This is a genomic window from Kurthia massiliensis (assembly GCF_000285555.1).
Taxonomy (GTDB): domain Bacteria; phylum Bacillota; class Bacilli; order Bacillales_A; family Planococcaceae; genus Kurthia; species Kurthia massiliensis.
Window position 1 is genome coordinate 317,696 of sequence record NZ_HE610998.1, and the last position, 12,683, is coordinate 330,378.

At 37.5% G+C, this 12,683-nt stretch carries 17 protein-coding genes; 6 read left to right on the forward strand and 11 right to left on the reverse strand.

Going from position 1 to position 12,683, the window contains the following annotated elements:
- The first annotated feature begins 19 nt into the window (after positions 1-19).
- From KMHG_RS18755 to KMHG_RS09300, 5 genes are all read left to right on the forward strand, one after another.
- On the forward strand, positions 20-265 hold the full coding sequence (locus KMHG_RS18755) for an SDR family oxidoreductase (RefSeq protein ID WP_084761456.1): 246 nt from the start codon (positions 20-22) through the stop codon (positions 263-265).
- Between the two features lie 185 nt (positions 266-450).
- Entirely contained in the window at positions 451-1,629 is a 1,179-nt protein-coding gene (locus KMHG_RS09285) for a YhgE/Pip domain-containing protein (RefSeq protein ID WP_010288954.1), read from the forward strand.
- Between the two features lie 74 nt (positions 1,630-1,703).
- Complete coding sequence (locus KMHG_RS17640; protein ID WP_010288955.1) at positions 1,704-2,234, forward strand: PadR family transcriptional regulator; 531 nt, start codon at positions 1,704-1,706, stop codon at positions 2,232-2,234.
- Between the two features lie 134 nt (positions 2,235-2,368).
- Positions 2,369-3,088 (forward strand): polysaccharide deacetylase family protein, encoded by a 720-nt coding sequence (locus tag KMHG_RS09295; RefSeq protein ID WP_010288957.1) that lies wholly within the window; start codon positions 2,369-2,371, stop codon positions 3,086-3,088.
- On the forward strand, positions 3,078-3,665 hold the full coding sequence (locus tag KMHG_RS09300; RefSeq protein WP_010288959.1) for a DedA family protein: 588 nt from the start codon (positions 3,078-3,080) through the stop codon (positions 3,663-3,665). Before KMHG_RS09295 ends, KMHG_RS09300 begins: the two co-directional genes overlap by 11 nt.
- Before the next feature lie 249 nt (positions 3,666-3,914).
- Here the strand turns inward: KMHG_RS09300 and KMHG_RS09305 are convergent, their stop codons facing one another.
- The 11 genes from KMHG_RS09305 to KMHG_RS09360 all read right to left on the reverse strand — a co-directional run bounded on the left by KMHG_RS09305 (position 3,915) and on the right by KMHG_RS09360 (position 11,613).
- Entirely contained in the window at positions 3,915-5,054 is a 1,140-nt protein-coding gene (locus KMHG_RS09305; protein ID WP_010288961.1) for a zinc-dependent alcohol dehydrogenase, read from the reverse strand.
- Positions 5,055-5,068: 14 nt separating this feature from the next.
- Complete coding sequence (locus KMHG_RS09310) at positions 5,069-5,893, reverse strand: manganese catalase (protein WP_010288963.1); 825 nt, start codon at positions 5,891-5,893, stop codon at positions 5,069-5,071.
- Positions 5,894-6,188: 295 nt separating this feature from the next.
- Positions 6,189-6,452, reverse strand: coding sequence for a hypothetical protein (locus tag KMHG_RS09315; RefSeq protein ID WP_010288965.1), 264 nt, complete (start codon positions 6,450-6,452; stop codon positions 6,189-6,191).
- Between the two features lie 58 nt (positions 6,453-6,510).
- Positions 6,511-6,789: a hypothetical protein gene (locus tag KMHG_RS09320; RefSeq protein ID WP_010288966.1), complete on the reverse strand. Its 279-nt coding sequence runs from the start codon at positions 6,787-6,789 to the stop codon at positions 6,511-6,513.
- Positions 6,790-6,866: 77 nt separating this feature from the next.
- Entirely contained in the window at positions 6,867-7,502 is a 636-nt protein-coding gene (locus KMHG_RS09325; protein WP_010288970.1) for a hypothetical protein, read from the reverse strand.
- Positions 7,499-8,155 (reverse strand): hypothetical protein, encoded by a 657-nt coding sequence (locus tag KMHG_RS09330; protein ID WP_010288971.1) that lies wholly within the window; start codon positions 8,153-8,155, stop codon positions 7,499-7,501. The genes KMHG_RS09325 and KMHG_RS09330 overlap by 4 nt, the downstream gene beginning before the upstream one ends.
- On the reverse strand, positions 8,148-8,816 hold the full coding sequence (locus tag KMHG_RS09335; RefSeq protein WP_010288972.1) for a hypothetical protein: 669 nt from the start codon (positions 8,814-8,816) through the stop codon (positions 8,148-8,150). Before KMHG_RS09335 ends, KMHG_RS09330 begins: the two co-directional genes overlap by 8 nt.
- Position 8,817: 1 nt before the next feature.
- Positions 8,818-9,534, reverse strand: a complete 717-nt coding sequence (locus KMHG_RS09340) for a hypothetical protein (protein WP_010288973.1) — start codon at positions 9,532-9,534, stop codon at positions 8,818-8,820.
- Positions 9,503-10,375, reverse strand: a complete 873-nt coding sequence (locus KMHG_RS17645) for an ATP-binding cassette domain-containing protein (RefSeq protein ID WP_010288974.1) — start codon at positions 10,373-10,375, stop codon at positions 9,503-9,505. The genes KMHG_RS09340 and KMHG_RS17645 overlap by 32 nt, the downstream gene beginning before the upstream one ends.
- Positions 10,372-10,749, reverse strand: a complete 378-nt coding sequence (locus KMHG_RS09350; RefSeq protein WP_010288976.1) for a GntR family transcriptional regulator — start codon at positions 10,747-10,749, stop codon at positions 10,372-10,374. Before KMHG_RS09350 ends, KMHG_RS17645 begins: the two co-directional genes overlap by 4 nt.
- 357 nt (positions 10,750-11,106) lie before the next feature.
- On the reverse strand, positions 11,107-11,613 hold the full coding sequence (locus tag KMHG_RS09360) for an MFS transporter (RefSeq protein ID WP_010288977.1): 507 nt from the start codon (positions 11,611-11,613) through the stop codon (positions 11,107-11,109).
- Between the two features lie 348 nt (positions 11,614-11,961).
- Here KMHG_RS09360 and KMHG_RS09365 point away from each other — a divergent pair, with 348 nt between their 5' ends.
- Positions 11,962-12,657, forward strand: coding sequence for an MIP family channel protein (locus tag KMHG_RS09365; protein ID WP_010288979.1), 696 nt, complete (start codon positions 11,962-11,964; stop codon positions 12,655-12,657).
- The last annotated feature ends 26 nt before the right edge of the window (positions 12,658-12,683 follow it).

Below are 12,683 nucleotides of genomic sequence, written 5' to 3' on the forward strand. Positions count from 1 at the left end.
ACAAAAAATACGGTTTATTATGTATGCACATAAAAACCTCCGCTGTAATAGAAGCGCAACAAGAGACGTTAAAACAACTATTGGAGCTTCCATGACAAATATATCTGATTTCGGATATACTTGCCCGGCGACGGGACAAGGCACGATGCCACGTACTGGTGAACCCAAAGAGGTGGCAAAGCTCGCATTATTTTTAGGTTCTGACGACGCTAGCTTTATCAATGGCCAAAGCATTGCTGCTGACGCTGGTTGGACAGCGTATTAAATAGCATATGGAACTGATTTAAAAGAATGAGACAATATAAAAACTACTTTAAACCTCTCTTTATCTCTCTATAAAAGAAATAACCACATGTTTCTCACTTTACTTTTTCACTATTTGTATTATAGAATACATAAGTACTCAAATTTGAGTACTTTAATAAAAGTAATAGGTTGATGGAGGATTTTATGACATTTAAACAATTTTTTAAATCTCAAGGTGTAATTGCCTCGGTTTTTATGGGGGTATTTTATGCTGTTTCAATGCTCGGTATTTTTTTAGCAGGATATTCCGCATTACCGGGCAATATGGATCAACTACGAATCGCACTCGTAAATGATGATAAAGGGCAAGCGGCAAAAGATATCGAGAAAAATTTAACGAAACAACTACCTTTTGAAATAGAACAAGATGTGACGTACAAGACAGCTCAAAAAGGACTCGAAAAAAATGACTACGCGCTAGTGATTCATATTCCGAAAGACTTTACGAAAAATGCACAAGCTGGCGAATCAGCCAACATTGATTTTTCAGTCAATGAAGCTTCAGCGACGATGGTTTCTTCTAGTATGAATACAATTGTGAAACAGATTAATGAACAATTAAGCTCAAATTTTTCAACTCAAACTGCTCAGGGCATTTTAATGAACATGAATGTACCAGAAAAACAAGCAGCTGAGATGGCGAAACAAATTGAAAATAGTTATGTAGGTAACTATGTTATTATCAATGACGTGCCAGACGGAATGCATCACAATATGCTACCGATGTTTTTAACGATGGCTTGCTATGTCGGTGCAATGATTGCTGCCATGCAATTAGTCAGCGCGTTTAGACAGTTCCACGGACAAGCTTCGAAAACGAAGTTATTTATATATGTACAATTATGTGCATTAATCGTTGCATTATTAGGAACAATCGCTGGACTTATCCTCGTATTTACGATTACAGAAGCAGACACTGCCCAAATGTTCAAAGTAGCGGCTCAACAAATTTTACTATACATGGTAGCATTTAATTTCTGTGCGATATTTACATTCTTAGTTGGCGATGGTGGTATGGTTTTAAATATCCCGGTCTTACTAGCACAAACAATTGCCAATGGTGCAACAATGCCACGCGATATGATGTACAAACCATTTGAAGTAATTAGCTACATCACACCAATGTATCATTCCGTACAATCTTATTTAGCAATTTTCTATGGATCGATTAGTCCTGAGCCGTTTTTATGGGGACTTGCGGCTGTTGGTGTCGGCGCCTTAATCATCAATATTTTAATTGTGGCATTTGTACACAAGCCTGTACCGTTAAATATTGTGGAAAATTTGGGAAATCCAGAAGATGCTAAACAAATGATCGCTTAAATTTGATATGATGAAATAAGCTTCTATAATAATATAGAAGCTTATTTTTTTAGTTATGATAAGGATGTGTTCCGATGTCACTTCAAATTTATATTTTAAGTAAACTAATGGAAGAAAATAGCTATCCATATAAATTAAAGAAAGCTTTATCTGAGCCATTACCGATTAGTGAACTTGCGAATTTAACAGAAAGTAAGCTTTATTATCATTTTGAATCGCTTTTGAAAAAACAATTAATTGAAGAAGTCGAAATTATTCAAGAAGATAATCGACCAGATAAACATGTATTTGCGATTACTGAAAAAGGACGCGCGCAATTGCCAAAAATGGTCTATCGTATGTTCGAAAAGGCGAAGTCTCCTGCCGACATGCTCGTTGGTATTAGCACGATGCAATATGTCGATCTGATTCGTGTAAAATCGATTTTGACAGCGAAATTAGAAGACATTGAACGAAAACAGCATACGCGCCAACATATGCAACAACAAATTGATACGGAAAGTGCAACAATGCCCTACATTCAAGCATTTAGTACGTATTTTGATGAAGCAACAGAAGCATATGTCCATTTATTAAAAACGCTCATTCATACGCTAGATAACTAACAAAAAACAAAAAAGTGCTTCTCTCACCATCATTTTTAGTAATATTTCATGAAAAAGATTGAAAAATATCACGACGAAAGAAATAATAGAAATAGACGATTCATGCATACATTTTTTAAAGGGGGTCGTAGTAAATGAACAAGTTGATAGCCATTTCAGCAGGATTTGCGACTGCCTATGTGACATATACTCTCTTGCCAACGATATTATTGCGTAAAACATCTTATGGTATTGTACAAAATACGAAAATGCCTGGTATGTTATTAACATTCGACGATGGTCCTAATCCACAATACACACCGCAACTATTAGATTTATTAAAACAATACAATATAAAAGCAATTTTTTTCCTCGTTGCTGAAAAAGCAGAACAATATCCAGAAATTGTTAAGCGGATACAACGTGAAGGTCATATGATTGGCATTCATCATTATCAACATCGAAGTAGTTTTCATATGACGCCTCGTATGTTATTTCATGAAATTGAGCATGCGAAAGAGGTATTAGAACATTTAACGCATAGCCCGATTACTTTGTACCGCCCACCTTATGGTTTTATGAATTTAGCAACATTAGCGGTCGCTAAAAAACTCGGGGTCACGACGATGCTGTGGACAGCGATTCCTGGGGATTGGAAAGTGAAACAATGCCAAACGACGTTAGCGCGCAAGTTGCGTCAGGCAAAGACGCCAGGTGCGATGATCGTTTTACATGACTGTGGGAAAAATAGAGGTGCAGATGATGAAGCACCAGCCTATATGTTACGTGTTTTAGCAACATTTTTAGAGGAAGCTTGCATAGCAAATGACGTATTTATAAATCCATATGATTGGCTTGAGCAACATGAGCGTTGATTACATTTTATCGCTCGTCGAACATTATGGGCCGTTTATTATTTTCATTTGTCTATTCTTCGGTGTTGTTGGTATACCCGCACCAGAAGAAACCCTTGTTGTTATCATTGGCATTTTAATTCACCAACATACCCTTCCTGCTATCCCATCTATTTTATGTGCATTTTTCGGCGTATTATGTGGTTTCTTATTTAGCTATACAATTGGCCGATATGCAGGGACACCATTCCTTTATAAAATTACACGCTTCTTACGCTTAAATGATTTTAAAGTACGCGCTTTTCAAGAAAAATACGAAGCCAATTATAAACGGGCGCTTTTAACGGGTCTATACATTCCTGGCGCGCGACAAATCAATCCATATTTAGCGGGTATTTCTCAAATTGCGTTTATGCCATATTTAATCGTCAGCTTAATCGGTACGACAATTTGGGTCGTGCCATTTATGACAATTGGATTTGTCACAGCGAATATCGTCACGATTAAATATGAATTTTTACCATTGATCGGTATATGTATCGGTATCATCTTTATTTTGTATTTTGTGATCAAGCGAAAATATCGAAAAAAAAGTTAGTACATTATACGTATTAAGTTTATTATTATCCATTAAAGTGCCTTCAGCTTAGATACCGTATTTTCGATTGCTACATTTATGCCAATATACTTCTATGTTTAAACGAAAAAGAGGCTGGAACAAAACATTTCATTTTCCTTTTTTAGCGTTCGCAACAAAAAACCGGAACCGCGCCACAGCGCGATTCCGGTTTTTCTTATGCTCATTTGAGATGGTGTTTGTACACTTATGTCCCAGCCTCTTTTTGTATTACGGTTTTAAAATGAATTTAATACACTCTTCTTCATGATCATGGAATGTTTCGTATGCTTGTGCAGCATCTGTTAACGATACACGATGTGTCACAATATCGGTCGGATCGATCTTACCATTTACGAGCATGTCATATAACATAGGTGCTGTATGAACAGCTGGTGCTTGTCCCATTTTCATGATAATATTTCGTTCAAAAAATGTACCTAGTGGAAATTGATTATAATTAGAACCGTATACCCCAGTTAATTGTACGGTGCCAAATTTACGCACCGCTTTCGAAGCGATGTCGATAGCGCTCAATGTGCCACCTTGTAATTTTAATTTTTGTTCAATTTTTTCAGTGACCGACATTTTCCCATCCATACCAACGCAATCGATAACGACATCGGCGCCACCTTTTGTCAATTCGTGAAGATGCATGCCGACATCATCAAAATCGTCGTCATTAAAAATTTCAACGTTATTTGTACGCTTTGCGTGATCAAGACGATATTGCTCTGGATCAACGACGAGGACGCGTTCTGCTCCTTTTAACCATGCAAATTTTTGAACGATTAAGCCAATCGGTCCCGCCCCTAATACGAGTACCGTATCGCCCGGTGATACGTTCGCATGTTCAACACTCCAATACGCTGTCGGTAATACGTCCGTCAGAAATAGCAACGATTCATCTGGTAATTCGCAATTATCTGGAATTTTAAACGGAATAAAATTACCATAAGGTACACGCATATATTCTGCTTGTCCCCCAGCGTAATTACCGTAACGTTCTGTATATCCAAAATAAGCGCCTGCATCTACTGGCCCAGATGCGTTTGCATTGTCACATTGGCTTTCTAAGTCGTGTTGACAATAAAAGCATTCCCCACATGCGACATTGAATGGAATAATGACCCGATCGCCTCGCTTGAGCCCTTTCACGTCAGGCCCTACGTCTTCGACAATGCCCATTGGCTCGTGACCGACAATGAAATCTTTTGATGCTGGCATAGCGCCACGATAAATATGCAAATCAGAACCACAAATTGCCGTTGATGTAACGCGAATAATAAGGTCATCTGGCTTTTCAATTGTCGGTACAGGAACGTCCTTTACTTCCATCTTTTTAGCCCCTTGAAATGTCACAGCTTTCATCTTACACACGCTCCTTATTTTCGAATGTCATGATGTAAAGAATCTGGTGGAATGACTGGTGCTACTTCTGTACCTTGTGGCTCAGGATGATCTAAAAAGACGAAATCACCGGTGCCATCTGGTGCCTTCCCTGTTGCCCACGGTCCATTTTGGGCGTTCGTACCTTCTTGTAAATTGTAAAATTCATATGCATGCTTTTGCGCTTCTTGCTCTGCTGCTGGTGGGAAACTCGCCGGTACGATTAAACCGTTTTTCTCTTCCATTTCATGAATTGCTTCCATCCATTGATATTGATGGTAACGGTCACGTGCTAACATTTTTCTAAACACCATACGGACACTTTCATCATCTGTCATATGATATAGGCGTGCAACTTGTAAACGCCCTTGTGTTTCAGCATGTAAGTTTGCGCGGAAGTCTCCTAATAAATTGCCACTCGCAGTAATATACGCACCGTTCCATGGCACCCCATTTGAATTTGTTGGCATCGCGCCAAGACCACTGACGATTAAATGTTGTGGATTGACGCCACCCATAATCGCTGCCATCGTTGGATCTTTTGCAGCTTGATCTTGCGCTTCCGGTGTTGCATTGTCTAACAATTGATCAATTAATGAACAAAGCATTTCTACGTGACCAATTTCTTCAGTTCCGATAGCCATCAGCATATCTTTATATTTTTCTTCTCCTCGGCAATTCCACCCTTGGAATAAATATTGCATCATGACGGTCATTTCCCCAAATTGACCACCGAGCACCTCTTGTACTTGCTTCGCTAACATTGGATTTGATTTTTCTACTTTCACATCAAATTGTAACCCTTTACGATGTTCAAACATTTAAAAACTCCTCCTTTGTGATGTACTACTACAGTAGATGCCCAGCCTATATTAAAATAAACAATATAGCTATTTGATAGGAAAATAGATTTTTTTATCAAAAGTTGGTGTCTACTTACTCTCTACACACTTTCAAGAAACAAATAAAAATGGATTCACATTTACACTCGCTCTTTAAATTGATACATTTTTACTTTAAAAAACAAATTTAATTAGATTTTTACTATCAAAAACATCTATAGACCTATTTATTATATAAAAAAAGCGCACAGCTCGTTTGCTTGTGCGCTTTCGTTTATGATGCTTCGTAAAATGTTTGTTCGAACTGTTCAAATGACCATGTCGGCATATAACATTCCTCGGTTTTTGCATCACTACATTGTAGTGTAATCGTTTCTTCATCCATATTGTAGGAAACAAAGGTATATGTTTTTTCGCCAATTGTTGTTGGCTCAAACGCCATCACCATACGCATAATCGCTAATTCTTGTTCTACTGCCATCGATACGAGACATAACTCTTCATAACGTTCAGCTAATAATGCTTCATTAATTTTCATCGTAAACTCCTTTTTCTATCAAAAAAGACCGTGTATCACACGGTCTTCTCCATGTAAATCATTTATCGTTAGAATCATTTGGTGCAGATCCTTCTATTTCATACAATTCAAACACATCTATAAATACGTCCATCATTTCTTGCGTCGCTTTTAATTCTCCTAAAGCAATAGAGTTTAAATTTTGTAACTCTGGTGTTTCTAATTGTTTTTTCAACGATGCTTGCTTCGTTTCTAAATGTTTTAAAAACTGCATTGCACGTTTACGTCGGAATGTTTGTGCCCCACCGTGACGTTCTCGACGGCCTTCATGATTTTCTTCTCTGTGTTGTCCTCGCATATGATTCACCTCTCGTTATTAGTAGTTATATTGTATTCGTTTGTATACAAAAAGGTAATCAATGTTCACGGGCACGGTTAATCCATCTGGTTAAATAACCCTTCAGCTTCTACGTGCACGCCTTTCGGTACTTCAACCTTTACGAGAAAAATGCCAAATGCCTTTGCGCCTTCATCTTCAAATAAATGAAGTTGTCCATCTATATAAAATAATCGATCTGTTAACACATGAATATTTTGCGGATACATTTCTGGTACTTCAAGTGAAAAACCTTCATCTCCTGTGCGCACATCTACTTGAATGTTGGCAGGCGTATAATCAATATCATTAAAAATTAGCGTGTTATCATAGAGCGTGACCCGTACGCGGTCTTTTAATTGATGATTTTCTACGACTTTATAGCTGCTAAAGACAGTCGTATCGATGAGGAAAGGTTTTGACGGATCAATTTTTTGCGTCCACGTTTGACGTACTGGTAATGATATTTTCCCTTTCCGTAAATCAGCTTGTTGGGCCGCAGCTTGTCGTAATTGTGCCTCTGTAGCGTCACGCAACGTCGGCGTTTTACATGACACAATGATGGCAATTATAATGAGGACGACAACATAGCCTCCTGCAATCCACTTTATTTTCCCTTTCAGTCGGATCGTCACGAGTACGCGCCTTAAAAGCAAAAGTAGCACAATAGCAATGAGTAATAATAAAATCTTCACGATGCACGACCTCCTTTAAACTGCCAGCGCAACGTCACGATGCCTAACAGTATAAGTATCAAGCTAATGAGTAACAATTGCTTGGCGTTTGGTATCGTTTTAATGTTGTATGTAAATAAGACATACACGATGATGACATTGATGCCAATGTATAAAATCGCTTTAAACATTTTGCGATATGTCATCAACAAACGAAATGTGTAACTGATAAGCGCTATTGCAAGCATATAGCCAAAGCAAACGATGACGTTTACATAGAAATAATGGGCGGTTAACAATGTGCCGTCCATATATAATAAATCTGTTTCTTTTATGAATAAGAATGGGATATATCCCGTTAGTAGTGCTGTCACACTGCCATATAAACATAAAAGTGCGAGTAATAATAAATCGACACGCCATTTCACAGAAGGTGGCAGTCGAAATACGTCATGTGATGTTTTATCACCCATTTTAAATGCGCCAATGACGAGACAAATAAGCGTAATAATCGTGATGAATACGGTTGATGGCAATACGTATGTAAATAACGTTGTCGTTTTATATTGATGTGCAATTAATGTGAACAGCACTTGTACGACGAGGATAAATACAAACAATCCACGCATTCGTTCCACACTTTCACGCCATTGGAGCTTTGATACATTAGTCATCAATCATACCTCCTTGTTGAAAACGGTAACCTTCTACATCGTAAATACGAAGTTTTTGCGGGACACGAATATAGGCAAAATAACTGCTTACACCTGTATGTTGCATGTCCACTTCATTTAGATCTACAGCGTTTATTTTTGAAAACGTCCGTAATTGATACATCGTTTGTGTATCTGTTGCTTGACCAATAAATTTTAATTCATCGTCTTCAAATACAATTTGAGGTTGCTCTATCACTTGATCGACACGTATACGGTCCATCGTATAAGGGCGTTTGTACAGCGTCACATCGATTTCGTCTTTTAACTGTTCTGTACTCTCGACATAATAATAGACGTGCGCATCGGCCACATTCGCAAAAATATTGATTTCTTCTACATTGATGTTAAAACGTTGATGTGCCACGATATCCTTTTCATAAGCTGCAACGTTTTCAGCAATCATGTGCTTCATCATGCGACGGTTATCTTCATCGATTTTTTCAATCGTTGCTTTCGATAAAATCGGTTTCACTTTGAACATATTGTGATAAACAATTGGACTTATAAGCAGTAATACGGAACAGATGAAAAGAAGCGGCCATGTCACTTTTCGCACGATACGTCCTTTTAAAAGGAACGGTAAAATAATCAATAACACAATGACAACGAACCAACCCATTTTAATGTCGCTCCTTTCTCATAACGAAAAATGCCATGCATAACGTAATAAGCGTAATAGGCCCCAATAATAGCGCAAGACGTAACACTTCATATTGTGTATTAGACCATTGTAAAGACAATAACCAATCTTGCACACGTTGTTGATAAAATTTTTGCGAGATGAAAATTGCCCACATAATGCTCATAATACCAATACTAATTGTGAATGTTGGCTTAATCGTATAAAGCCTTCCTGCATTTATAATTGTATATATACTAACGAGCACAAATAAAAAATCAATTATATTATTTGTCATTGGTATAGACCAATCGTAGTTTTTTGTCGAAATCACGATAATGCCCATGACGTATTTTTCTAAAATGAGTGCAATGGATAAACCTATTGTGTATGTCCAAACGATTGCTGATTGGCTTTGCACAACAATCTGTTTCGGAAAATGAAACGGCATGAGCGATGTACGTTTAATATGTTTTCCGAACCAAAAAGCGCTCATACATGCAAATAAAAGCGGCACTTGTAAATCATAATAATCCATCTGAATCGTCAGATTATTAAAACCTTTCATCCACGGCGTTGCCGCTTCTGTCGACAGTAAACCAATAATAAGCAGTTGTGCTAAAACGGTATAAAGAACGATTTCTCGACTATTTTGCCACATCATTTTTTGATAGAGTAGCTGCATTTTATACTTGCTCATCGTTTGTGTAGAGATCATCGATACACTCCTTCTGTTGCGACGTCAAATACAAATATAATGCTTTCGCCGTTACATAACGTTTTTCAAATGGCCCCTCTACGCCACCTGGGACAAGTACTTGGCTTTTGCCAAATGGTGTATCAGGTAAAACTTTAGCATCTGGGTAATGCGCTAACATTTTCGATAAATCACCTGTCCACACGACATATGATTCGGAAAATTCCGAAATATTAGCATATGTCAGTAACTTTCCGTCATGTAATACGATGATATCTTCCAACAAATGTGCCATTTCATCTAGCAAATGGCTCGATAAAATAAATAGTCGTGGATAAGCTAAATAATCTTTTAAAATAACGCGATATAAATCGTCACGTAATCCTTCATCGACACCATTCATCGGTTCATCGAGTAAGGTGATGGATGCCCGTGTACCGAGCGCAAAAATTACTTTAAAAATAGCTTGTACGCCTGTTGATAGTTCATGAAATGATTGCATCATCGGTAATTGGAAATATCGCAACAATTTATCGACATGCGTTTGTTCCCACGCATTGTAGTATTGTGCACCAAGTTGACAAATTTCAGCTAATGTTAAATGCGTCGGAAAAGTTGTTTGTGGATGCATATAAATCGTATTTGCCGCTACATGTGCATCGTCAAATGCGTGATGTCCTAAAACGTGTACTTCTCCTTTATTCGGTTGTATGAATCCTGCTAACAATCGCATCAATGTTGATTTCCCAACACCATTTCGCCCAACGAGCCCGACGATTTTCGGCTCTTCAATTGAAAATGTAATATCCGTTAAAATTGCTGTCGTCATTACTTTATAAGAAACTCTTTGACAATGAATCAAGACAGCCCCTCCTTTTCATACGCACGTTGAATGAGGCGAATGAGTTGATCTTCACCTATGTTAAGTCGAATCGCTTCTGCGACGACATCTTCCACTTTACTACCGAGTCGGTGATGCGTTCGTTCATCAAATAATTTGTCACGTGCGCCTTCTGATACGAACATACCGAGTCCACGTTTTTTGTATACAAGTTCCTTTTCTAACAAAATCGTCAGCCCCTTTCCAGCAGTTGCAGGATTTACATTAAATTTTTCTGCCAATTGATATTGAGAAAATACTTTATCATTCGCGCTTAGACGACCTTCTAACATTTCATTTTCAAGCCATTCCGCAATTTGAATGTAAATCGGTATTTGCCCATCTTGTAAGTGCATCGCTTTCTCCCCTTCCACTTACATAGTGCATTACTGTTGTAATGTACTATACATGAAGTGTAAAAAAATAGCAAACACGTATATAACTAAAAAAACGAGAGAACGCCTATGACTACTACGTTCTCTCATTTTTATTATTTTTTAAGTACGCGATAATTGATGATAGATGTGATGGCTAAAATAAACATATACGGCATCGCATTTGCGTCACCTTTAATACCGACAAGCACACTAATCCCACCGATAAAATATCGTAGCAATCCTAAGAAGCTAGAGGCACTGCCGCCACGTTGTTAATTCGTCAGCGAAATCGAAAAATTTAATGAACCAACACCCGATAAATCTGCAAACACGTAACTATATTGTTGAGGCGTGAATCTGTATAAATTTTGAATAATAAATAGTGATGCGCCTAAATAATCGACGGTAATCGGCAAAAATCGCTTTAAAACTCACTTTACTGCGCGCTTCTTTTAGTAACGACTCTTTAATTTGTGTCGCCGAGCCAATGAACATGAGTACACCGAAGATCATTAAAATGAAAAACATAACGCGCCACGTCGTAAATGTTAAAATGACGCCACTGATAACCGGTGCAAGCACAGGCGTCACACCATTCACAAGCATTAATGTCGCCATAAACTTTATTAACGCATTTCCACGATATAAATCACTCGCAAGCGCACATAATACAGAAGCAATCGTAAATAAAATCATCGCGATGATGAGAGGCTTTTTACGACCGAAGCTATCTGACAACGTGCCCGCTACGATATTCTCCGCCGCTAAACCGATCATGAAAAATGTGAGCGTTAACTGTATTGAAGACGTTGTCGATTGTAAACCATCTTTTACAGTTGGCAACGATGATAAATAATAGTGCGGACTTATGAGCCATATTTTCGATCAAAATATTGACTTCCTTTTTTGTTAACTTATTTCAACAAAAAATAAATAACTGTAGGAACTATAATTTACAAATCGTTCCTTTTCTTAAAAAAGAACTTTATACCTCTAAAAAAATAGTCTAAAAATAATCGAAAGACTTATATTTTTTATAAAAATATTTTTTTGTAGGTATTTCAATTCTGCTTGTTACAGGATATAATTGATTATTTTAAAAAAAATTAAACTATTTTCAAAAAATGTTTAATTTTAGTGTATGATGGGTATTGTATAACGTTTTATACAATTATTAAAGGAGGTATTTTCATGAACAAAATGATTGCAGAAGTCATCGGTACATTTGTCCTTGTATTATTTGGTACAGGTACAGCAGTTCTTGGCGGTGGTATTGAAGGCGTCGGTATTTTAGGTATTTCAATGGCTTTCGGTTTATCAATCGTCGCAATGGCGTATTGTATCGGTACAGTGTCTGGTTGTCACGTCAATCCAGCAGTTTCAATTGCAATGTTCGTTAACAAACGTATCACAGCATCTGAACTTGTTTATTATTTAATTGGTCAAGTAATTGGTGGTATTTTAGGTTCATTGGTATTATTCGCTTTCTTAAAATTATCAGATTTACCAACAACAAATATGGGCCAAAACAGTTTCGGAAATCTTGGTGCAGGGGGCGCATTACTCGTTGAATTTATTTTAACGTTCGTATTTGTCCTTGTGATCATCGTTGTTACTGGTAAAAAAGGTAACGCAAACTTAGCAGGTTTAGTAATTGGTTTCACACTTGTGTTAATTCACTTACTAGGTATTCCATTAACAGGTACATCTGTTAACCCTGCACGTAGCTTAGGCCCAGCTATTTTCGCTGGTGGCGAAGCATTATCTCAATTATGGGTATTTATCGTTGCGCCAATCGTTGGTGGTATTTTAGCTGCTATCGTTGGTAAAACTATCTTTGCAACAGAAGATGGGAATGAGTCTTTAACAAATCGTCCTGTTGACTAATTATGCTACACAAAAAAACGTCGTTG